At 71.0% G+C, this 23,049-nt stretch carries 12 protein-coding genes and 1 pseudogene; 9 read left to right on the plus strand and 4 right to left on the minus strand.

Annotation, left to right across the window (positions count from 1 at the left end; all coding sequences use genetic code 11):
* Positions 1 to 346 precede the first annotated feature (346 nt).
* Complete coding sequence (locus H8R17_RS01005) at positions 347 to 2,248, minus strand: acyltransferase (RefSeq protein WP_187821151.1); 1,902 nt, start codon at positions 2,246 to 2,248, stop codon at positions 347 to 349.
* Between the two features lie 175 nt (positions 2,249 to 2,423).
* Between H8R17_RS01005 and H8R17_RS01010 the strand changes: the two genes are divergently transcribed.
* On the plus strand, positions 2,424 to 3,890 hold the full coding sequence (locus tag H8R17_RS01010; RefSeq protein ID WP_187821152.1) for an aldehyde dehydrogenase family protein: 1,467 nt from the start codon (positions 2,424 to 2,426) through the stop codon (positions 3,888 to 3,890).
* Between the two features lie 115 nt (positions 3,891 to 4,005).
* Here the strand turns inward: H8R17_RS01010 and H8R17_RS01015 are convergent, their stop codons facing one another.
* Entirely contained in the window at positions 4,006 to 6,843 is a 2,838-nt protein-coding gene (locus tag H8R17_RS01015) for a glycoside hydrolase family 3 C-terminal domain-containing protein (protein WP_187821153.1), read from the minus strand.
* 375 nt (positions 6,844 to 7,218) lie between these two features.
* On the opposite strand from H8R17_RS01015, the gene H8R17_RS01020 reads away from it, so the two are divergent.
* The 7 genes from H8R17_RS01020 (at position 7,219) to H8R17_RS01050 (ending at position 18,326) form a co-directional block, all read left to right on the plus strand.
* Entirely contained in the window at positions 7,219 to 8,907 is a 1,689-nt protein-coding gene (locus H8R17_RS01020) for an extracellular solute-binding protein (RefSeq protein ID WP_187821154.1), read from the plus strand.
* Positions 8,908 to 8,933: 26 nt separating this feature from the next.
* Entirely contained in the window at positions 8,934 to 9,974 is a 1,041-nt protein-coding gene (locus H8R17_RS01025) for an ABC transporter permease subunit (protein ID WP_187821155.1), read from the plus strand.
* Complete coding sequence (locus H8R17_RS01030) at positions 9,971 to 10,924, plus strand: carbohydrate ABC transporter permease (RefSeq protein WP_187821156.1); 954 nt, start codon at positions 9,971 to 9,973, stop codon at positions 10,922 to 10,924. Before H8R17_RS01025 ends, H8R17_RS01030 begins: the two co-directional genes overlap by 4 nt.
* Positions 10,925 to 11,045: 121 nt before the next feature.
* Positions 11,046 to 13,259, plus strand: coding sequence for a sialidase family protein (locus tag H8R17_RS01035; RefSeq protein WP_187821157.1), 2,214 nt, complete (start codon positions 11,046 to 11,048; stop codon positions 13,257 to 13,259).
* On the plus strand, positions 13,259 to 15,238 hold the full coding sequence (locus H8R17_RS01040; RefSeq protein WP_187821158.1) for a beta-galactosidase: 1,980 nt from the start codon (positions 13,259 to 13,261) through the stop codon (positions 15,236 to 15,238). The genes H8R17_RS01035 and H8R17_RS01040 overlap by 1 nt, the downstream gene beginning before the upstream one ends.
* Positions 15,235 to 17,553 carry a glycosyl hydrolase family 95 catalytic domain-containing protein gene (locus tag H8R17_RS01045; protein ID WP_187821159.1) on the plus strand — a complete coding sequence of 773 codons (2,319 nt, stop codon included), beginning with the start codon at positions 15,235 to 15,237 and terminating at the stop codon, positions 17,551 to 17,553. Before H8R17_RS01040 ends, H8R17_RS01045 begins: the two co-directional genes overlap by 4 nt.
* Before the next feature lie 56 nt (positions 17,554 to 17,609).
* A complete protein-coding gene (locus H8R17_RS01050) occupies positions 17,610 to 18,326 on the plus strand; it encodes a GH12 family glycosyl hydrolase domain-containing protein (protein WP_187821160.1) in 717 nt (238 codons plus the stop codon).
* A 31-nt stretch (positions 18,327 to 18,357) separates the two neighbouring features.
* Here H8R17_RS01050 and H8R17_RS01055 read toward each other — a convergent pair.
* Positions 18,358 to 18,651 (minus strand): annotated as a pseudogene (locus tag H8R17_RS01055) (sulfotransferase); the annotation flags it as partial.
* A gap of 307 nt (positions 18,652 to 18,958) precedes the next feature.
* Between H8R17_RS01055 and H8R17_RS01060 the strand changes: the two are divergent.
* Positions 18,959 to 20,884 carry a rhamnogalacturonan lyase gene (locus H8R17_RS01060; RefSeq protein ID WP_187821161.1) on the plus strand — a complete coding sequence of 642 codons (1,926 nt, stop codon included), beginning with the start codon at positions 18,959 to 18,961 and terminating at the stop codon, positions 20,882 to 20,884.
* Positions 20,885 to 20,918: 34 nt separating this feature from the next.
* On the opposite strand, the gene H8R17_RS01065 is transcribed toward H8R17_RS01060, so the two are convergent.
* Positions 20,919 to 22,970 (minus strand): TIM-barrel domain-containing protein, encoded by a 2,052-nt coding sequence (locus H8R17_RS01065; protein WP_187821162.1) that lies wholly within the window; start codon positions 22,968 to 22,970, stop codon positions 20,919 to 20,921.
* Positions 22,971 to 23,049 lie beyond the last annotated feature (79 nt).

Below are 23,049 nucleotides of genomic sequence, written 5' to 3' on the forward strand. Positions count from 1 at the left end.
ATGGCATCACGCCGCAACGGGTGTCGCGGCCGCATCCCCTGACGTACGTTCTACCCAGATGAGAGATACACCCCGCCCACAGGGGACTGTGGGCGACATCAGGCCGGGGCCTCCCCAGCTTCGACCTGGTCGTGCCCTCGCGCACACAACCGGAGCCTGAAAGCTCTGGATCTCCTCACCGATCGGACAGTCGCCCGCCCCAAACCCCCCGGGGCGCGCGGCGTTCCGATCCGGACGGCCGCCTCGGAACTACCCCCCCTGTTCCGGGGCGGCCGACCTCCTTCCTTTTTCCTCTTTCTTTCCGGGCCCCGGCCCGTCTCTGCATGCTGATCCCCTGGGCCGGTCCTCACCCCGGCCCAGGGGATGTCGGCTTTCCACCGTCCAGCGCCGCCTCCGGCCGGTGCACGCCCCGTGGCCGGTAGCCCAGGGCGTCGGACAGGCCCAGGAGGTCGGCGAGGAGCCAGATGATGGCGAGCCACATCTCGGTGCCCTGGAGGCCGGGGAGGCGGCCGGGGCCGGTGCCGTCGGGGGAGGGGCCGAAGGCGAAGCCCTCGCCTGGGTGCCAGCGGCGCAGGGCCGCGGGGAGCTGCGTCGCCGCCCAGGCGCGGGCCTCCTCCGCGCGGTGGCCGGTCTGCCGGGCGCACAGCCACAGGGGGTGGACGACGTCCAGGACGTTGCAGGCGTTCTCCCGGCCGGGCGCGAAGTGGCGCTGGTCGCGGGCGTGGTCGAGGACGGTGTCGACGACTCGCTCGGGATACGGCACGGGCAGGGCGAACTGGGCGAACGAGCCCCGGGTGAGCCGGTAGTAGCCGTTGACCATCTGCAGGCGTCCCTCGTCGGGCGTGGGCGAGCCCCACATGCCGGTCCACGGATCGACGTGGGTGTGCAGCCAGCCGAAGAGCGCCTCCACGGCCCCGGGCGCCGCGGGCTCGGCACCCAGGCGCAGGTTCCAGTGCGCGGCGGTGGCCCAGGCGTCCACCCACGACCCGGCATGCCAGGCGCGCTCGCGCCAGGGCAGTTCCGCCAGGCGCCGGACCAGCCGGTCCGCGGTGGTGGTGCGCACCGCGTGGACCGGGTGCGCGAAGGAGCCGCCGAGGAGGTCCAGGGCGTAGCCCACGCAGAGTACGTGGTAGGAGGCGGCTCCTTCGGCGGGCAGTAGCGCCACCGGGGCGGGCGGGGGTGCCTCGTCATAGTCGGGGACCAGGCCGGTGTGCGGGTCCTGGAGGGCGCGCAGGCGTGCCAGGTGCTCGGCGGGCGGCAGTTGCGGCGGAGCCTGCCCGAGCAGCAGGCCGGCGATCTCCACCGCGTCGCAGTGCGCCCGCACGGTCGGCGCGGCGCCGGGCCGGTCGACGTACCGGCCGTACTCCGGGAGCCAGCAGCGGTCCAGTAGACCGGCCGCCTGCGCGCGGGCGGTCTCGGCGAAGGCCGACAACTCGTCGGTCAGCCGGGGAGCGGGCGATGACTGGGTGGCTGGGGATGATCTGGTGGCCGCCGATGAACGGGTGGGCTGCGATGACCCGGTGGCCGGCGAGCCGGTGGCAGGCGATGACCTCGTGGCAGTCGATGCCCTTGTGCCAAGCGATGACCCGGTGGCCGCCGGCGACCGGGAGGCGTCCGGGGCAGCCGTGCCACGCGGGTCGCGGCGGTCCCGGATGCGGCGCGCCGGGTTGCCCGCGGCCACCGTCCACGCGGGCAGGTCCTTGGTGACCACCGCGCCGGCGCCGATGACGCAGTGGTCCCCGATGGTCACGCCGTCCACGACGACCACGTGGGAACCGATCCACACGTCGTCGCCCACCGTGATCCCGCGGCTGGTCACCGGCTGCCGGTGGACCGGCAGTTCGGGCGCGCTGCCGTGGTTGAAGCCGAGCAGCGAGCTGTGCGCGCCGATGCGTACGCCGTCCCCCAGGGCGACGGTGCCGCGCACCACGGTGAAGGGGTTGACCGTGCAGTCGCCGCCCGTGCGCACGTCGCCGGTGACGTAGGCGTGCGCCGCGATGTACGAGCGGTCGCCCAGGTGCAGCAGCTCCGGGTGCACGGCCGCGCTCTCCGCGACGAAACACCCCTCGCCGATCCGCACGTCTCCCGCCTCGAGCAGCCGCTTCTGCCGCTGCTCCTGGGCCGCGCGCTGCTCGGCCGAAGCCTGTGCGCCGAAGAGCCACGGACAGTGGTCGAACAGGCTGTCGTCGCTCCCCGGCTGTTTCACGTGATCCCCCCACCGCAGTCCGCCAGTTTCCGTCCGGACCATTGTCGGTGGCGATTCCGCTGCGAGGGAAGGGAGCCCCCGAGCCCCAAGTGGGCCAATCCGTAGTATGCCCGCCGTCCACTGCTACGCCCCGGACAAACGCCCCTCGCCCGGCCCCGCCTTACCGTGGACCCGCAAAGCCATGCACACCCCAACGCGGAAGGGCCGGGACTCGCTCATGCCAAAGGAAGAGACGGCAGCAACCCACGCCTTCTGGCTCGCCGGCCGGCCGGTCGTCGGCGGGGACACCTTCGACGTCATCTCCCCGTGGGACGGCAGGCTCGTCGGCAGGGCCGGCGTGCCGACCGACACACAGGTCGAGGAGGCCGTGGCCGCCGCGTACGGCGTCCGGGACGAGTTCGCGGCGACCCCGGCGCACGTGCGCGCCGCCGCCTTGGACCACGTCAGCCGGCGGCTCGCCGAGCGCACCGAGGAGATCGGGCGGCTCATCTCCGCCGAGAACGGCAAGCCGATGAAGTGGGCCCGGGGGGAGGTCGGGCGTGCCGTGTCCGTGTTCCGGTTCGCGGCCGAGGAGGCCCGGCGGTTCAACGGCGGCGAGGCGCAGCGGCTCGACACCGACCTCGGCGGTCAGGGGCGGCTCGCCCTGACGCGCCGGTTCCCGAAGGGCGTCGTCCTCGGCATCGCGCCGTTCAACTTCCCGCTCAACCTCTGCGCCCACAAGATCGCCCCGGCCATCGCCGCCGGCGTGCCGATCATCCTCAAGCCCGCGCCCGCCACCCCGCTCTCCGGGCTCCTCATCGGCGAGCTGCTGGCCGAGGCAGAAGCCGAGCTGCCCGCCGGGGCCTGGAGCATCCTGCCGGTGTCCAACGACCGGATGCCCGCGCTCGTGCAGGACCCGCGGCTGCCCGTCATCTCCTTCACCGGCTCCGAGAAGGTCGGTTACGCGATCATGGACTCGGTGCCGCGCAAGCACTGCACCCTGGAGTTGGGCGGCAACGGCGCGGCCGTCGTCCTCGCCGACTGGGCGAGTGACGAGGACCTCGACCGGGCCGCGAACCGCATCGCCACCTTCTCCAACTACCAGGGCGGGCAGTCCTGCATCTCCGTGCAGCGGGTCATCGCGGACGCGTCCGTGTACGACCGGCTCCTGCCGCGCGTCGTCGCCGCCGTCGAGGCCCAGGTCACCGGCGACCCGGGCGACGACGCGACCGACGTCGGGCCGCTGGTCAGCGAGGACGCCGCCAAGCGGGTCGAGGCGTGGGTGCGGGAGGCCGTCGACGCGGGGGCCGCGCTGCTCACCGGCGGCAAGCGCGACGGCGCCTCCTACGCGCCGACCGTGCTGACCGGCGTACCGGCCGATGTCACGCTCTCCTGCGAGGAGGTCTTCGGGCCCGTCCTGGCCGTGCAGAAGGCGGACGGGGAAGCCGCAGCCTTCGCCGCCGTCAACGACTCCAAGTACGGCCTCCAGGCAGGGGTGTTCACCCATGACCTGCAGGCCGCCTTCCGGGCCCACCGCGCCCTGGAGGTCGGCGGCGTCGTCATCGGCGACGTGCCCTCCTACCGCGCCGACCAGATGCCGTACGGCGGCGCCAAGCAGTCCGGAGTGGGCCGTGAGGGCGTGAAGTTCGCGATGGACGACTACACCTACGAGCGGGTGATGGTCCTGACCGGGCTCACCCTCTAGCCAACCCCGCCCCCTGGTTAATGGGAACCATTTTCATGTAAGCTGCCCGGAGGGGTCCGGCACCGCTGCCTTCCGGTGCCGGGCCGCCTTCTTTGCGTCGGCCTGGTCCGGACCCTCAACCGGAGAAGCCGACGTGCGCGAGCCGCAGCGGGCCGCGCAGCCTGAGGTTGACGTCGTGCACGCCCTCGGCCGTCACCGCGGCGTCGAGGGCGGTGTAGTCGTACGGTCCCGACGTGGGCGTGTCCAGCGTCAGCGTCGCGAGGGCCGGGCCGCCGTCGAGGGACACCTCCAGCACGCCCTCGCCCGCCAGTTGAGCGGTCACCGAGGTGACACCCGTGCCGAAGTCGCAGCGGCGGAAGACCAGTTCGCCCGAGCCGCCCGCCACCGGCGCCACCGCGTCCCCGGAGACCTTCGTGCGGTCGACGATCTCCGTGCCGCTCTGCTCGTCGAAGTCGGCCGCGTCCAGTCCGCGTTCGGCGACCGAGCGGGGCGCGACGGGCTCGCCGTCGAGGAGGACCGTCGTCCGCAGGCGGATGTCCTCGCTGGACGCGCCGACGAGGAGGTCGTACGGGCCCGGCTCCACGTGCGGGCGGCCGTGCGCCACATCCCAGAACTCGAAGGTGGACAGGGGGAGTTCGAAGCTCAGCTCGGCCGTCTCGCCGGGGGCGAGGGTGATCCGTCGGTGCGCGGCCAGCTCGCGGCGCGGGCGCGGCACCGACGGGTCCATGGCGCGGGTGTAAAGCTGCGCCACCTCGTCGGCCGCCATGTCACCGGCGTTGGTGACCGTGAACGACACCTGCACCGCGCCGTCCTCGACGCGGGTCGCCAGGTCGGCGTAGGTGAACGACGCGTACGACAGGCCGTGCCCGAAGGGGAACAGCGGCTCGCCCTCGAAGTAGAGGTAGGTCTGCCGGCCGCCGATCACGTCGTAGTCGAGCAGGTCGGGCAGGTCGGTGTCGTCGGCGTACCAGGTCTGCGGGAGGCGGCCGGCGGGGGAGACGTCGCCGGCGAGCACGCGGGCGAGCGCCGTGCCCGCGGCCTGGCCGCCGTGCGCGGTCCACAGCATCGCCGGGAGGGCCCCCGGGGCGACCGCGTACGGGTAGGCCGAGACCAGTGCCAGCACCGTGTTCGGGTTTGCGTCGACGGCGGCCCGCAGCAGCCGCTCCTGGTGGCCGGGCAGGCGCAGGGTCGTACGGTCCTCGGTCTCGCGTCCGTTGATGTGTGGGTCGTTGCCCGCGACCACCAGCACCGTGTCCGCCTGCGCGGCGGCCCGGGCCACGGCGTTCTCGCCGCGCTCGGTCACCACCAGCTCGAAGACTTCCGGATCTTCCCGGGACACATCGTCGGCAACCTTCACGCCGCCGGCGGCGACCGTGACGTGGCGACCTGTCCCTACGTGCCTGAGGAGGTGACCGTTCTCATGGGGATCGAGACGGAACGTCTCCTGGACGATCCAGCCGCCGGGCTGGTCGGCGGCGGCACGGACGTAGCCGTCGTCGGCGACCGAGAGGTAGCGGCCGTCCGGTGCGCGCAGGGTCAGGACGCCGTCACCCCAGTCGGCGAGCGCGAGTTCGGTGCCGGCCGGGTCCGTGGTCAGTGGGGGCAGGTCGGTACGGCCCGACAGCAGCGCCGGGTCCAGGGCGCCCTCGGCGCCGCGCTCCTCGCCGGCGGCGTCTTCCACCAAGGGCACCTGGAGGAACGTACCGGCGGAAGTCTTCAGGCGGACCCGGTCCACGCCCTCCGCGAACTCCACGCGCTCGGCGCCGAACCGCTCGTACAGGCCCTCCAGCGGGGTCGAGCGGTGGATGAGGGTGCCGCTGTACCAGTCGAGCTTGCACTCGTCGGCGAGCAGGCCCACCACCGCCAGCCGGGTGTCCGGGGCGAGCGGCAGCAGGCCGTCGTTGCGGAGCAGGACGACCGCCTGCTCGGCGGCCTCCTGGGCGAGCGCGCCGTGGGCGGGGGTGTCGAACTCCCCGGCCTCGGTGTAGTCGTCGAACTCGCCGAGCCGGAAGCGCACCGAGAGCTGGCGACGCACCGCGGTGTCGATGTCGGCCTCGCTCAGCAGGCCCCGCTCCAAGGCCCCCTTGAGGCGCGCGACCATCTGCGCGGAGTCCGTGCCGTGGTCGGTGAAACTGTCCACGCCGGCCTGCAGCGAGGCCGCGGTCGCCTCCTCGTGGGTGTCGTAGTAGTGCTCGGAGTCGACCAGGTTGGAGGGCGCGCCCGCGTCCGAGCAGACCAGCAGCTCTTCGTCGGTCCAGGCGCGCAGATGCTCGCGCAGATACGGGGAGACGTGGTTCGGGCGGCCGTTGACCAGGTTGTACGCCGGCATCACCCCGGCCACCGCGCCCGCCTCGACACTCTCGCGGAAGGCACGCAGGTCGTACTCGTGCAGCACGCGCGGGCGGACGGAGCTGGAGGACGTGGACCGGTCCGTCTCGTTGTTGTGGGCGAGCCAGTGCTTGAGGACGGGCGCGGTGCGCCAGTACGTCGGGTGGTCGCCGCGCAGGCCGTGCGTGTACGCGGTGGCGATGGCCGAAGTCAGCTTCGGGTCCTCGGAGTAGCCCTCCTCGTTGCGGCCCCACAGGGGGTGGCGCAGCAGGTTCACGGTCGGCGACCAGACGTTGAGGCCGACGCGGTCGTCGCGGGCGCGCATCGCGCGGACCTCCTTCGACACCGCCTCGCCCACGCGTCGTACGAGCTCCGGGTTCCAGGTGGCGCCCAGGCCCACGGCCTGCGGGAACACCGTCGCCGGGCCCATCCACGCCACGCCGTGCAGCGCCTCCTGGCCGGTGCGGAAGGCCGCGATGCCGAGCCGTTCGACGGCGGGCGCGAACTGGTGCAGAAAGCCGGTCTTCTCGTCGAGGGTGAGCCGCGACAGCAGGTCGTCGATGCGCTTCGCGAACGGCAGGTGCGGATCGCGGAAAGGCGGCGTAGGCGGCGTTTGTGCGGTCACGTGGGGTTCCCCTTGCAATGGGAGCGGCGAGGCTCTTTCGAAGCGCTTCGATGCTCATTCGACGCGGGGGTGGGTGTCAAGGCACCCCGGCGCACCAACTCCGCCCTTTGGCCGACAATTCAAGTGGGATACGCGTGAGGTCGCAATCGTGCATACCTCGGAGGAATTCTGGGAGCGACCCTTGTGCACCCCCGGGTGTTCACTTAACCTCGCAGCAACATCGAAGCGCTTCGACTACGAGGACTGCCACCGGGAGGTCGCGCCGTCCCCGGCAATTGGTCGGAGGGATCGCTTCAGCTCAGCCAGTTCCACTCAAGACACCGCAGCCGACGGCCCACCGCCGGGTGTCCTGGTGCGCCATGAAGGGTTGACGCAATGACGCCGAACGCCGCCTCCGCCGCCTCCGGACCCAGCCGGAGAAGCTTCCTCGCCTCCACGGCGGTCGCCACCGCCGCGGTGGCGGGAGGGATGCCGTTGCTCGCCGCGTGTGGCGGGGGGCAAGAGGGACAGAAGGACGGGGCCACGTCGGGCAAGAAAGCCGCGAAGCTCCTCCCGGCCTATGTCGCGTCGCAGGTCGTGACTCCGGACATCCCCTCGAAGAACGGCTCCCCGGTCGGCTTCACCAAGGCGATCCCGGCGGCCGAGCTGAAGACCTCGGTGCCGCAGAAGCTGGGCAGCGGCGGCAAGCTGACCATCATGGCCCCCTACTGGGGCGCCCCGCCCAAGGGCAACAACCCGTACTACACGGCCATGAACAAGGCCATCGGCGTGAACATCACCTGGCAGAACCAGGACGGCGTCACCTACGACCAGAAGCTCGGCGCGATCCTCGCCTCCAGCGACATCCCCGACGCCGTGGTGGTACCCGACTGGAACCTGACGGGCCGGATACCCACCGCGATCAACGCCAAGTTCGCCGACCTCGGCCCATACCTGTCCGGCGACAAGGTCAAGGAATACCCGAACCTCGCGGCCGTGCCCACCGACGCGTGGCAGCGAGGGATCTTCGGCGGCCAGCTCCGCGCGATCCCGATGCCGAGCTCCTACGTCACCGGCATGGCGGCCATGTACCGCAAGGACATCTTCGAGAAGGAGGGTTACGCCGTCCCGAAGAGCCCCGACGAGTTCCTGTCCTGGGCGAAGGAGGCGACCCGGGCCAAGTCGAAGGTGTGGGCCTGCGACGACATGAAGTGGTCGGCCTTCCAGATCTTCGGTGTCCTGCCGGGCGGCGACAAGGCGCTGTGGTGGAACATGGAGGACGGCAAGCTCGTCAACCGCATCGAGACCGAGCAGTACCTGGAAGCCCTGGAGTGGACGCGCAACCTCTACGCGGCGAAGGTGGTCCACCCGGACGCGGTCTCGGGCAAGGCGGGCGGCAGTGCGGCCAACCGCTTCACCGCCGGGCAGGTTCTGGTCTACAACAACAACATCGCCGACTGGTGGGGCAAGACCGCCGAACAGCGGACCCAGAACCCCGACTTCGAGATGGGCGTGTTCGACGTCTTCGGGCCCGACGGGGGCGATCCCACGCTCTGGGCCGGCCAGCCGGGCGGCATGTTCACCTTCATCAGCAAGAAGGCGAGCAAGCAGCAGATCAAGGACTTCCTCGCGCTCTGCAATTACTGCGCCGCTCCCTACGGCACCAAGGAGTTCATGCTCACCGCCTACGGCGTCGAGGGCACCGACTACACCGTGAAGAACGGCCTGCCGACCAAGACGCAGCAGGGCATCAACGAGGTCAGCGGCACCTACGACCTCACGGGCAACCCCGCACCGTACGTCGCCTACCCCGACTTCCCCGACATCACCCGGGGCATCGTCGAGTGGCAGCAGCGCATGGGCGCCTTCACCAAGAAGTCCTCCTTCTACGGGCTGACCGTCACCGAACCCAACCGCTGGGCGAACCTCGCCGACGACTTCGAGCAGCTCGAGGACGACGTGGTGCGAGGCCGGAAGAAGATCAGTGACGTCCAGCAGGCCGTGTCCGACTGGAAGAAGAAGGGCGGCGACGGCCTGCGCGACTGGTACAAGAAGCTGCTCGACGACAACGGTTCGGCGAACTGATCCGGGGCTCAAGCAAGGAGAAGGCCGTGTCCCACAGCACGGTGCCTCGGACGACGAACGAGGCAAAGACCCCCGCGAGGACTCCGGCGGCGTCCGGCGGCGCCGGCGGACGCCGGGCCCGCAGCGAGAAGAACTCGGGCAAGCTGAGCCTGAAGCTCAGATTCAGGCGTGACCGCACGCTGATCCTCATGACACTGCCGGCGGTCCTGCTGATCCTCGTCTTCAACTACATACCGATCCTCGGCAATGTGGTGGCCTTCCAGGACTACGACCCGTACGCCGGCGACAACGGCTTCGTCGCCATCTTCAACAGCCCCTGGATCGGCTTCGAGCAGTTCGAGCGGATCTTCGCCGACTCGGCCTTCTGGCACGCCGTGCAGAACACCCTGGTGCTGTTCTTCCTGCAGCTGGTGCTGTACTTCCCGATCCCCATCCTGCTCGCGCTGCTCATCAACAGTGTGATCAGGCCCCGGGTGCGGGCGGTCGCCCAGGCGGTCATGTACCTGCCGCACTTCTTCTCCTGGGTCCTCGTCGTCACCGTCTTCATGCAGATCTTCGGCGGCGCCGGGATCATCGCACAGACCCTGCGCCAGCACGGCTACGAGGGCTTCGACGTGATGACCGACCCGGAGGTCTTCAAGTACCTGGTCACGGCCCAGACCGTCTGGAAGGACGCGGGCTGGGGCATCATCGTCTTCCTCGCCGCGCTCTCCTCGGTCTCCGGCGACCTGTACGAGGCCGCCGCCATGGACGGCGCCGGACGCTGGCGGCGCATGTGGCACATCACGCTGCCCGCCCTGCGACCGGTGATCGCCCTCCTGCTCGTGCTGCGCGTCGGCGACGCCCTCACCGTCGGCTTCGAGCAACTGCTCCTCCAACGACAAGCCGTGGGGGTCGATGCCTCGGAGGTCCTCGACACCTACGTGTGGTGGAACGGCATCCGCAACCAGGACTTCAGTTATGCCGCAGCCGCCGGGCTCATCAAGGGCGTGGTCGGGCTGGCGCTCGTACTGATCGCCAACAAGGTGGCCCATCTCATGGGCGAGCAGGGGGTGTACAAGAAGTGACCGCCGTCCTCGACACTCCACCCGACGACACCCAGCGCGTCAGGAAACCGAGCCGCTGGGCGGCCCCGCCCCGCCCTGTCTGGGAGGAGCCGCCCAACAAGGCCGGACTGGCCGGCAAGGGAATCGCCCTGACCCTGGCCTGCCTGGCCATCCTTTTCCCGCTGTGGATCGTCATCGTCACCAGCCTCCAGTCGAAGAAGACCATCGACGAGGCCGGCGGCCTGGTGGTGATCCCCAAGGGCATCACCTTCGTGGCGTACCAGGAGCTTCTCAGCGGCGGCCAGGTCCAGAAGGCCACCCTGGTGAGCATCGGCGTGACCGTGGTCGGCACGCTGTTCAGCATGACGGTGTCGGTCCTGTGCGCGTACGGCCTGTCGCGCAGCGGCTCGCTCGGCCACCGCGGGATCCTGATGACGCTGCTGGCGACGATGTTCTTCGGGGCCGGCCTCATCCCCACCTACCTGCTGGTGCAGGCCCTCGGCCTGACGGACACCTATCTGGCGCTGATCCTGCCCAGCGCCGTGAGCGTCTTCAACATCCTGGTGCTGCGCGCGTTCTTCATGAACATCTCCCAGGAGCTGATCGACAGTGCCCGCATCGACGGGGCCGGCGACTGGCGGATCCTGTGGAAGATCGTTCTGCCGCTCTCCCGCGCGGTCCTCGCCGTGATCGGCCTCTTCTACGCCGTGGGCTACTGGAGCGCCTGGTTCAACGCGTCGATCTACCTGAGCGACCAGGACATGATGCCGCTGCAGAACGTTATGATCCAGCTGGTGCAGATGCAGCAGCGTCCGGTGGGCCTTCAGACGCAGATCAACACCGGCCAGCTCTCGCCGCTCGCGATCCAGATGGCGGTGATGGTGATGGCGTTGCTGCCGGTGGCTGTGCTGTCACCGTTTGTCCAGAAACATTTCAAGAAGGGCATGCTGACGGGGGCCGTCAAGGGCTGACGGTTCGCGCCGTTGGGCTGACTGTCGTATGCCGTTTGCGGCTTAGTTGTGGCTGGGGCGCGCAGTTCCCCGCGCCCCTAGGTAAGTCTCCCTCCCCCTTGCTTTGAAGACGAGGTATGTCATGCGTACGTCCCGACCCAGCAGACGCGCCGTACTCGCCGGATCCGCGGTCGCCGCCGCGCTCACCGCTGTTCCGTCCCTCCAGGGGGCCGTGCAGGCCGCAGCGCCGTCCACCGCCGCCCCCGCCTACCGCTGGCGCAACGCCGTCATGGGCGGTACCGGATTCGTCACCGGCGTCCTCTTCCACCCCTCCGTCCGCGGCCTCGCCTACGCCCGCACCGACATCGGCGGCGCCTACCGCTGGGACGACCGCACCGACCGCTGGATCCCGCTGACCGACCACATCGGCTGGGACGACTGGAACCTGCTCGGTGTGGAGGCCATGGCCGTCGACCCGGCCCACCCGAACCGGCTGTACCTCGCCCTCGGTACGTACGCGCAGTCCTGGGCCGGCAATGGGGCCGTGCTGCGGTCCGAGGACCGCGGCGCGACCTGGAAGCGCACCGACCTCAGCGTGAAGCTCGGGGCCAACGAGGACGGGCGTGGCTGCGGTGAGCGGCTGCTCGTCGACCCGCGGGACAGTGACACGCTGTGGCTGGGCACCCGGCACGACGGGCTGCTCAAGTCGACCGACCGGGGCGCCACCTGGAAGGCCGCGAGCTTCCCGGCCGCCCCCAGCGCCACCGGCCAGGGCATCACCCTCCTCGTCGCCGCGGGCCGTACCGTCTACGCCGGCTGGGGCGACTCCGACGGCACCTCCGCGAACCTCTACAGAACCGCCGACGGCACCACCTGGAAGGCCGTCCCCGGACAGCCCGCCGGCACCGCCGCCAAGGTCCCGGTCCGGGCCGCGTACGACCGGCACACGTGCGAGCTGTACGTGACGTACGCCAACGCCCCGGGCCCCAACGGCCAGTCCGACGGCAGTGTGCACAAGCTGCGTACGACCACCGGGAAGTGGACCGAGGTCACGCCCGTGAAGCCCGGCGGGGCCACGAGCGACGGCGGGACCGACTCCTTCGGCTACGGCGGTTGCGCCGTGGACGCCCGTCGCCCCGGGACCGTCGTCGTCTCCACCAACAACCGCTGGTCGCTGATCGACACCCTGTACCGGACCACCGACGGCGGCCGCACCTGGAAGTCCCTGAAGGACAAGGCCGTCCTCGACGTCTCCGAGACGCCCTTCCTCACGTTCGGCGCCGACCAGCCCAAGTTCGGCTGGTGGATCCAGGCCGTCGGCCTCGACCCGTTCGACTCCGAGCACATCGTCTACGGCACCGGCGCGACCCTCTACGGCACCCGTGACCTCAAGCACTGGTCCCCCGAGATCCGCGGTCTGGAGGAGGCGTCGATTCGCCAGTTGCTCTCCCCTCCGGCCGGAGAGGCCCACCTGATCAGCGGGTCCGGGGACGTCGGCGTGATGTACCACGAGCGGCTCACGGCGTCCCCCTCGCGCGGCATGGCGTCGAACCCGGTGTTCGGCACGGCGACAGGGCTCGCACTGGCCGCGGCCAAGCCGTCGTACGTCGTCCGGGCCGGCTGGGGCGACAACGGCAACGGCGCCTACTCGAACGACGGCGGAAAGACCTGGGCGCCCTTCAAGGCGCAACCCGCCATCGCCAAGGACGCGCCGGGGCCGATCGCCACCAACGCCGACGGCAGCGTGCTGCTGTGGTCCTTCGTGCACTGGGACGGCACCAGGTACCCGGCCCACCGCTCGGCGGACAACGGCGCCACCTGGACCGAGGTCACCTCCTACCCGAAGGGCGCCGCCCCGGTGGCGGACCCGGTCGATCCGACCCGCTTCTACGCCTTCGACACCACCACCGGCACCCTGTTCGCCAGCACCGACAGCGGCCGGACCTTCACCGCGCGGGCCACCGGCCTGAACTCGGGCGACACCCAGTTCCAGCTGGCCGCGGCGCCGGGCCGCTCCGGGGACCTGTGGCTGAGCCTGAAGTGGAACGGGCTGTACCGCTCCACTGACGGCGGCGCGACCTTCACCAAGGTCGGCAGCTGCTGGGCGTCGTACACGCTCGGCTTCGGCAAGGCCGCCGAGGGCGCCTCCTACCCGGCGGTCTACATGGTCGGCTCCACCGAGAGCATCACCGCCGTCTACCGTTCCGACGACGAGGCGAAGACCTGGACCCGGGTCAATGACGACCAGCACCAGTGGGGCTGGATCGGCGCGGCCATCGCCGGTGACCCGCGCGTCTACGGCCGGGTCTACCTCGCCACCAACGGGCGCGGAGTGCAGTACGGGGAGCCCGCCTGATGCCCGTCCTGAGCGACGCCACCCGCGGCCGCATCCTCTTCGGCGGCGACTACAACCCGGAGCAGTGGCCGGAGGAGACCTGGCACGAGGACGTCCGGCTGATGAAGGACGCAGGGGTCAACTCCGTCACCCTCGGCGTCTTCTCCTGGTCGAAGCTCGAACCTGAGCCGGGCGCACGGGAGTTCGGCTGGCTGGACACGCTGATGGACCTGATGCACGCGGGCGGCATCGGCGTCGTCCTCGCCACCCCCACCGCCTCGCCCCCGCCCTGGATGGGCCGCCTCCACCCGGACACCCTGCCCCGCACCGAGGACGGCCGCACCGAGTGGTGGGGCGGGCGCCAGCACTTCTCGCACTCCAGCGCCACCTACCGCCGCCACGCCGCCGCCATCACCGCGGACCTGGCCGCCCGCTACGGCGGCCACCCGGCCCTGACGATGTGGCACATCAACAACGAGTACTGCACCTTCGACTACGGCGACGAGGCCGCGGCCGCCTTCCGCCGCTGGCTGCGGCAGAGGTACGGCACGCTCGACACCCTCAACACCGCCTGGGGCACCGCCTTCTGGAGCCAGGGCTACGACACCTGGGACGGCATCCTGCCGCCCCGCCTGCCGCACTACATGCGCAACCCCACCCAGGTCCTGGACTTCCGGCGCTTCACCTCCGACATGCTCCTGGAGTGTTACGTCGCCGAGCGTGACATCGTGCGTCGCCACACCCCGCACCTTCCGGTCACCAGCAACTTCATGCCCCTGTGGATCGGCCAGGACGCCTGGCGCTGGACCGAGGAGGAGGACGTCGTCTCCGTCGACCTCTATCCCGACCCGCGCGACCCGCTGGGTGCCCAGCAAGGCGCACTTGTCCAGGACATGACCCGCTCCCAGGCCCGCGGCCCCTGGATGCTGATGGAGCAGGCGGCCGGACCGGTCAACTGGCGGGGCGTCAACCACCCCAAGCCGCACGGTCTGAACCGGCTGTGGTCCCTCCAGGCCGTGGCCCGGGGCGCGGACGCCGTCTGCTACTTCCAGTGGCGGCAGTCCCGGCAGGGCGCCGAGAAGTTCCACTCCGGGATGGTCAGCCACGCGGGCGAGCAGGGGCGTACGTACCAGGAGGTCAGGCAACTCGGCGCGGACCTGGCCCGGCTGAGCCCGCATGTGACGGGGCAGCACAGCGGTGCCGACGTCGCCGTCCTGCACGACTGGCACGCCTGGTGGGCCGGCGCCCAGGACGGCCGCCTCTCCACCGAGGTCGACTACGCCGACGTACTGAAAACCTGGCACCGCGCACTCTGGCAGGCCCACCTCACCACCGACTTCGCCCACCCCGAGCACGACCTGACCGCGTACAAACTGGTCGTCGTCCCCCAGCTGTACGCGCTCACCGGCACGGCGATAGACAACCTCCTCGCCTATGTACGCCAGGGCGGCACCCTCGTCAGCGGCTTCCTCACCGGCGTCGCCGACGAGGACGACCGGGTACGGCCCGGTGGCATGGACGCCCGACTGCGCGAGCTGTTCGGAATCCGCACGCTGCACGAGTGGTGGCCGCTGGACGCGGGGGAGACCGTCGAGTGCGACGGCCCTCAAGGTGCCTTCCGCGGCACCCTGTGGTCGGAGGAGCTGGAGGCCGACGGCACCGCCACCGAGACCGTCCCCTACAAGGGCGGCGAACTCGACGGGCTGCCCGCCGTGCTGCGCCGGGACCGCGCCTGGTACCTCTCCACGCTCCCCGAGCCGGAGGCACTGCGCGACCTGCTCGCCACTATCGCCGCCGACGCCGGTGTCCGCCCGGTGCTCGACGGCCTCCCCGGCCAGGTCGAGGCCGTACGCCGCGGTGACCTGCTGTTCCTGCTGAACCACGGGCGCGAGCCGGTCACCGTCGACGTGCCCGGCACCCACCGCGACCTGCTCACGGAGGCCACCGTCACCGACCGCGTCACCCTCGGCCGCTACGGCGTGGCGGTGCTCCGGCCATGACCAGCGCACCCGTCCACGGCACCTGGGAGCCGCAGCCGGCCGCCCGCTGGGAGGACGCCTTCCTGAGCGGCAACGGCCACCACGGCACCCTTGTGTTCGGTGATCCGAACACCGACCGGGTCATCGTCACGCATCACACCCTCGTACGACCGAACGGCGACCCCGGACACCGGCAGCCGCCCCGGCTCGCCGCGGAACTCCCGGCGCTTCAGGACCGCTTGCTGGCAGGCGAGGCGACCGCCGCCGAGGGCTTCACCGACGGCCGCCCGCTCCAGTGGGCGCAGCCCTTCCACCCCGCCTTCCAGATCCGGCTGCACCACCCGGCGGCCCAGGTGGCGCACCACTACCGCCGCTCCGTCGACTTCACCAGCGGCGTCGTGACGGCCGAGTGCGCCGGCTGGAGCAGCCGCGTCTTCGTCTCCCGCGCCGACGACGTCATCGTCCAGCAGGTCACCGCCCCCGGCCCGGCCCTGGACATCGCCCTGGACCACCGCCTCCCCGGCGCCCCCGCCGGCCTTGGCGTCGGCCAGGGCGCCGTCCTCACCCCCGAGGGCGCCCTGCTCAGCCTGCGCGCCCGCTACCCCGACAGCGACCTCGGCTACACCGGCGTCACCCTGGTCGCCGTCACCGGCGGCACGACGACGCTCGAACCGCCGGGCGCGCACATCGAGGGCGCCGAGTCCGTGCTGCTCCTGACCCGGGTACGCCGGCACACCGGGGAACTGGACGTGGCCGCGGCGGGCCGGGCCCTGCGCGACCTGGTCACTGAGCAGCCGTCGTACGACGACCTCCTCGACCGCCACCTCGCCCCGCACCGCACCGCCTACGCCCGCGTCACCCTCGACCTCGCCGCCGACCCGGCCGAACGCGCCCTGCCCGGCTCCGAGCTGCTCAAGCGCACCCGCAGCGCAGCCCTCCTGGAGCGGCTCTTCGCGGCCGGCCGCTACCACCTGCTGTCCTCGGCGGGCCTCAACCCGCCGCGGCTCACCGGCCTGTGGACCGGAGACTGGAACACGGCCTGGTCCGGCGCGTTCGTCAACGACGCCAACCTCAACCTCCAGACCGCCTGCGCCGCCTCCGCCGCCCTCCCCGAGGTCACCGAGTCCCTGGCCGCCCTGATCAACCGTCAGCTGCCGGACTGGCGGGACAACGCCCGCGCCGTCTTCGGCACCCGGGGCGTCGTCGCGCCCGCGGGCACCGACGGCGAGTCGGGACACGCGTACCACTTCAGCCGCGAATACCCGATGCACCTGTGGACCGCGGGCGCCGACTGGCTGCTCAAACCGCTCGTCGACCACGACGAGATGCGCGGCGAACGCGACCCGCGCACCGCCGCCGCCCTCGCCGAAGTAGCCCTGTTCTACGAGGACTTCCTCACCCGGACCGACGAGAACGGCCACCTCACCGTCGTCCCCTCCTACTCACCGGAGAACCGCCCCGCGAAGGCCAGTTGGGGTACCATCAACGCGGCCATGGACCTCTCCGCCGCCCGGCACGCCCTGCTGACGGCCGCCGCCTACCATCCGGGACCCGACGGCGACCGCTGGCGCGCCCTCGCCGACCGGCTCCCGCGGCACCGGATCAACCGGGACGGCGCGCTCGCCGAATGGGCCTGGCCGGGCCTGGCGGACTCCTACGACCACCGCCACCTCAGCCACCTCTACGGCGTCTGGCCGCTGGACGAGATCACTCCCTACGACACCCCCGGCCTGGCCCGGGCCGCCCACCGCGCCCTCCAGCTGCGCGGCGCCGAGAACGACTCCGCGCACGGCCACCTCCACCACGCCCTCATCGCCGCCCGCCTCCGGGACGGCGAACGCGTCGCCCATGCCCTCGGCCAGGTCCTAGACGGCGACTTCTTCCACGCCTCCCTGATGAGCGCGCACTACCCGAGCCGCGACGTCTACAACGCCGACGCCGCCCACACCCTGCCCGCCGTGCTCATCGAGATGCTCGTCCACTCGACGCCCGACCGGCTGGTCCTGCTGCCCGCCCTCCCGAAGGCGTACCCGAGCGGTGAACTGCGCGGCGTGCGCACCCGGTTCGGGGCCGAAATCGACCTCGGCTGGTCTCCCGACGGCGTGCGAGCCGTCCTGAGACCAGCCCGCACGCAGCGCATCGAACTCAGGACTTCCAGCGGCGACGCCGAGCCCCTCGATTTCGTCGCCGGAGAAGACCGCGTCCTCACCCTGCGGGACGCGGTGACTTCCCGTGATTCCCCTCAAACTCATGGAAGGGACACCGTGACTCCGCCCCTGAGGGGGCTTCCGACCCGGAGGTCGCGGTCCAGCCCCAACCGATCCCTGGAGGGATGAACGGAACGTATCACAGGCAGGGACCCAATTCCCCCACACATGGAAGGCGCACCCACATGGCAACACGCACGCTGAAGAGCAGGATCACCATGGCGATGCTGGCCCCGGCGCTCGCGCTGGGTGCCACCGTCGGCCTCGCCTCCGCCCCCGCCTCCGCCGCCGTCTGGTACTCCTGCGACCAGTGGGGCAACACCAGCCTGAACGGCTACACGCTCTACAACAACATCTGGGGCTCCGGCGCGGGCCGCCAGTGCATCTGGGCCAACTCCGGCACCAACTGGGGCGTCAACGCGAACCACCCCAACACCGGCGGCATCAAGTCGTACCCCAACTCCAAGAAGGTGGTCAACAAGTCGATCACCTCGCTCCGCTCGCTCACCAGCAACTACAACGTCACGGTCCCGTCGTCCGGCGCGTACAACACGTCGTACGACATCTGGGACACGGACTACGACTACGAGATCATGCTCTGGATGAACTACAACGGCGCCGTCGGCCCGATCGGCAGCTCCCAGGGCTCCGTCACCCTCGGCGGGCACACCTGGAACGTGTACAAGGGCAGCAACGGCCACAACGAGGTGTTCTCGTTCCTGCGGACGTCCGACTCCAACTCCGGCTCGGTGGACATGCTGCCGATCCTGAGGTGGATCAAGGACACCAAGCGCTGGATGGGCAACGAGACCATCGGTGACGTCCAGTTCGGCTACGAGATCACCTCGTCGTCCGGCGGTCTGGACTTCAGGACCAACAACCTGACGGTCAGCAGCAGCTGATCCGCAGGTCAGGGCCGGGGCGGCCGTGCCGTCAGGTGCGGTCGACCTCGGCCCGCAGGGCGTTGTAGTCCGCGAACGCGGACTCGAGGTCGGTGCGGGTCAGGCCGTAGCGGGCCAGGTCGTAGCGGTGGGGGCGGGTGCCCCTGGGGCGCGCGGCGATCCCTGGAAGCCGGGCGGCCTCCGCCTCGGTCCAGCGGGCGCCCACGGCGGCGTACAGCTTCGGGGCGCCGACGGCCGGGCCGGATCCGAGCCAGGAGTACGGGACGTCCACCAGCGCCTCACGGGGGAGGGCGCCGCGGGCGGCGAGGCCGCGTGCAGCGGAGCGGCCCTTGTCGCGGCCCACCAGCGCAGCAGGTTGCGGAAGTCGTCGACGAACTGCTCGTCGCCCTCCGCCTGTCCGGCCCCGGCGAGGATCCGGTCGAAGGCCCGGTCGGGAGTGCGGCGGGAGCCGAAGGCCGGCCGGACCAGCAGATCGGCGATCCGGAGAGCGAGAGGTGTCGAAGGCATGGGTTTCCTTTCACGGTGGCAACTGTCCTGACCGCCTATAAGTTGACCGGGCAACGACCCGGCAACCTTCGTCCGTCCCGCGGCGACCCGATCACGCAACCCTTCCCCGACGGACGAGGTCTCTGATGATCAGATCGAGCCGTACCTCGCACCACCCCCGTCGCCGTCCCGCCCTCCTCGTGTCCGGGACGCTCGCCGCGCTCCTCGCAGCCGTGACCGTGCACCAGAGCGCGGGCGCGGCGACCCGGGAGATCCCGGCGCCCGCGAACAAGGCCACCGCCGCGCTGGCCGCCGCACGCGTAGCCGAGAAGCTCGACCGCGGCCTGGTCGCGGTCCCCGCCTCCGGCGGCACCCTCGTCACCTGGCGCATGCTGGGCGGCGACCCGGAGGGCGTCACGTTCAAGCTGTACCGCGGCGGCACCCTCATCGAGGAGACCGCCAAGACCAACTACCTCGACACCGGCGGCAGTTCCAGCTCGACGTACGAGATCCGCGCCGTCGTGAACGGTACCGAGACCTCCGGCGGCACCGCCCGCGTCTGGGCCGACGGCCGCCTCGACATCCCCCTGCAGAAGCCGCCCGGCGGCACCACGCGCGACGGCGTCGCCTACACATACTCCGCCAACGACGCGAGCGTGGGCGACCTCGACGGCGACGGCCAGTACGAGCTGGTCCTCAAGTGGGTGCCCTCCAACGCCACCGACGTCGCCAACTCCGGCACCTGCACCGGCCCGACGGTCTTCGACGCCTACGAGCTGAACGGCACCCGGCTGTGGCGCGTCAACCTCGGCACGAACGTGCGCAGCGGCTCGCACTACGACTCGTTCCAGGTCTACGACTACAACGGCGACGGCAAGGCCGAGATGGCCGTGCGCACCTCCGACGGCAGCCGGGACTCCGCGGGCACGGTCATCGGCGACCCGAACGCCTCCCACCTCGCCGACAACTGCGCGGTCATCAGCGGCCCCGAGTACCTGTCCGTCTTCGACGGGCAGACCGGCCGCGTCATGGACTCCGTCCCCTTCGAACCGGCCCGCGGCTCGGTCGCCGACTGGGGCGACACCTGGGGCAACCGCGAGGGCCGCCTGCTGTCCGCCACCGCCTACCTGGGCGGCTCCACGCCCAGCATGGTCTTCAGCCGCGGCATCTATGAGCGGATCGCGCTCGCCGCGTACAACTGGAACGGCACCGACCTCACCCGCGTCTGGAAGTTCGACACCAACTCCTCGACGAACTACGGCAAGGGCTACGACCAGCAGGGCAACCACAACCTCGCGGTCGCCGACGTCGACTCCGACGGCCGGGACGAGATCCTCTACGGTGCCATGGCCGTCGACGACGACGGCAGCGGGCTGTGGACGACGAAGCTGGGCCACGGCGACGCCCTGCACGTCGGCGACCTCGACCCGGCCCGCGCCGGCCTTGAGTCCTTCAACGTGCACGAGCACACCGGCTCCGCGTACGGCTACGAGATGCACGACGCCCGCACCGGCCAGATCCTCTGGGGACAGCGCACCGGTACGGACGTCGGCCGCGGCCTGTGCGCGGACCTGACCCGCGACCACGCGGGCGCCGAGTGCTGGTCCAGCGGCGGTGGCCTGTACACCGCGAAGGGCACGAAGATCAGCGACGGCGTGCCCTCCTTCGGCGGCGGGGCTTCGTACAACTCGGCGATCTGGTGGGACGGCGACGAGAACCGGGAACTTCTCGACCACCGCTGGTCCGGCTCGGCGGGTGTGGGCTACGCCCAGGTCCTGAAGTACACCGGCTCCACCGAGCTGACCCGCATCTGGCTCGACCAGGACGCCAAGTCCAACAACTGGACCAAGGGCAACCCGGCCCTGTCCGCCGATCTCCTCGGCGACTGGCGTGAGGAGATGCTCTGGCGCAACGCCGACTCGACGGCGTTGCGGTTGTACTCGACGCCTCACCCGACCGACTTCCGCCTTCCCACGCTGATGAGTGATCCGGTGTACCGGCTGGGGGTGGCCTGGCAGAACGTCGGGTACAACCAGCCGCCGCAGGTGAGTTATTACCTCGGAACCAGGTAGCGGTACGGGGGCGGCCACGGCCGCCCCCTCTCGCTTACTCCACCACGGGCAGTTCGGCGCCGTCCCGCAGGAACAGCGGGATGCGGTCCAGCGGCGCGTCGACCGTCACGTTCGTGCCGCCCTGGTACGTCTCTCCCGTCCACGCGTCCTTCCAGGTCGCGCCCGCCGGGAGGTACGTCGTGCGAGCCGTGGCTCCCGCTGTGAGGACCGGGGCCACCAGCAGGTCCCGGCCGAAGAGGTACGCGTCGTCGACCGACCAGGTGGCCTGGTCCTCGGGGAACTCCAGGAACAGGGGGCGCATCACCGGCAGGCCCTCCTGGTGGGCCTCGCGCATGACCTTCAGGACGTACGGCTTCAGGCGCTCGCGCAGGCGCAGGTACTGCTCCAGGACGGCGCCGGCCTCCTCGCCGTAGGACCAGACCTCGTTCGGGCCGCCGGTCATCTCCGGGCCCAGGGGCATGCCGGGGTCGCGGAAACCGTGCAGGCGCATCAGCGGGGACAGGGCGCCGAACTGGAACCAGCGGACCATGACCTCCTGGTACGCCGGGTCGGCCGGGTCGCCGCCGTGGAAGCCGCCGATGTCGGTGTTCCACCACGGGATGCCCGAGAGCGCGGTGTTGAGACCGGCGGCGATCTGGCGGCGCAGGGTCGGGAAGTCGGTGCCGATGTCGCCGGACCACAGGGCGGCGCCGTAGCGCTGGCTGCCCGCCCACGCCGAGCGGTTGAGGGTGATCACCTCGTCCTCGCCGGACGCCAGCAGGCCCTCGTAGAAGGTGCGGGAGTTCTCGGCCGGGTAGGCGTTGCCGACCTCCAGGCCCGGGCCTGCCCAGTAGCGCAGGTTCTCCGCGAAGCCGGGCTTCAGCTCCGGCTCGCACGCGTCCAGCCAGAACGCCGTGATGCCGTACTTGTCGAGGTAGTTCTCCTTGACCTTCGACCACACGAACTCGCGGGCCTCGGGGTTCGTGGCGTCGTAGAACGCCACCTGGACCGTGGAGGCCACCTCCTTGTCGGGCCAGTCGGCGTGCGCCATCGGGCCGTACTGGGTGCCGATGAAGTAGCCGCGCTGCTCCATGACCGGGTGGTTCTCGGAGAGCGGGGAGACCGACGGCCAGATTGAGACGACCAGCTTGATGCCCAGCTCCTCCAGCTCGCGCACCATCGCCGCCGGATCCGGCCACTCCTTCGGGTCGAACTTCCACTCGCCCAGGTGGGTCCAGTGGAAGAAGTCGCACACGATGGCGGAGATGGGCAGTCCGCGGCGCTTGTACTCGCGGGCCACGGCGAGGAGTTCGTCCTGCGTGCGGTAGCGCAGTTTGCATTGCCAGAAGCCCGCCGCCCACTCCGGCAGCATCGGCGTACGGCCGGTCACCGCGCTGTAGCGGCGCTGGGCGTCGGCCGGGGCGCCCGCGGTGATCCAGTAGTCGATCTGGCGGGCAGAGTCGGCCACCCAGCGGGTGCCGCCCAGCGCCAGCTCCACGCGGCCGATCGCCGGGTTGTTCCACAGCAGCGTGTAGCCGCGACTGGAGGTCAGCACCGGGATGCCGACCTCGGCGTTGCGCTGGACCAGGTCCAGGACCAGGCCCTTCTGGTCCAGGCGCCCGTGCTGGTGCTGGCCGAGGCCGTACAGCTTCTCGTCGTCGTAGGCGGCGAACCGCTGCTCCAGGCGGTGGTGGCCGTTGCCGACCGCCGTGTAGAGGCGGGAGCCGGGCCACCAGAAGTGGGCGCGCTCCTCGGCGAGCAGTTCGGCGCAGTCGTCGGTGCGCAGGAAGCGGACCAGGCCCTCGGCACTGACCTCCACGGTGAGCGTGCCCACGGTCAGCCGTCCCTGGCCGTCCTCGATCTTCACCGTGGACGACGTCGCGGGCGCCTGGGCCAGCAGTGCGCCCGGCAGCTGCTCCAGGACCGGGCCGCCGAGCCGGGCCCTGACCCGGACCGCGTCGGGGCCCCACGGCTCGATGCGCACGGTCTCCTGGCGGCCGCTCCACTCCAGCGCCCCGTCCCGCTCCCGGAACGTGCCGACGGTCGGGGAGGACTGCGCGAGGCTGACGGTGCCGTGCTGAGGCTGGTTTTCGGCAGGCTGAGTCACGAGGGGTGCTCCTGAGGGGGATGCAGACCGGAAGATGCAGACAGGGGATGCCCCTTGGGGCGACGTGCGCGAAAAAGGG

It is taken from the genome of Streptomyces sp. TRM68367 (assembly GCF_014495685.1).
In the GTDB taxonomy this organism is placed as follows: Bacteria; Actinomycetota; Actinomycetes; order Streptomycetales; family Streptomycetaceae; genus Streptomyces.

What these genes read in the sequence shown, in the direction of transcription:
- H8R17_RS01045 (WP_187821159.1), top strand. Translation starts at nt 15,235, where the DNA reads ATGACCAGCGCACCCGTCCACGGCACCTGGGAGCCGCAGCCGGCCGCC.
- H8R17_RS01020 (WP_187821154.1), top strand. Translation starts at nt 7,219, where the DNA reads ATGACGCCGAACGCCGCCTCCGCCGCCTCCGGACCCAGCCGGAGAAGC.
- H8R17_RS01040 (WP_187821158.1), top strand. Translation starts at nt 13,259, where the DNA reads ATGCCCGTCCTGAGCGACGCCACCCGCGGCCGCATCCTCTTCGGCGGC.
- H8R17_RS01005 (WP_187821151.1), bottom strand. Translation starts at nt 2,248, where the DNA reads ATGGTCCGGACGGAAACTGGCGGACTGCGGTGGGGGGATCACGTGAAA.
- H8R17_RS01060 (WP_187821161.1), top strand. Translation starts at nt 18,959, where the DNA reads ATGATCAGATCGAGCCGTACCTCGCACCACCCCCGTCGCCGTCCCGCC.
- H8R17_RS01050 (WP_187821160.1), top strand. Translation starts at nt 17,610, where the DNA reads ATGGCAACACGCACGCTGAAGAGCAGGATCACCATGGCGATGCTGGCC.
- H8R17_RS01035 (WP_187821157.1), top strand. Translation starts at nt 11,046, where the DNA reads ATGCGTACGTCCCGACCCAGCAGACGCGCCGTACTCGCCGGATCCGCG.
- H8R17_RS01010 (WP_187821152.1), top strand. Translation starts at nt 2,424, where the DNA reads ATGCCAAAGGAAGAGACGGCAGCAACCCACGCCTTCTGGCTCGCCGGC.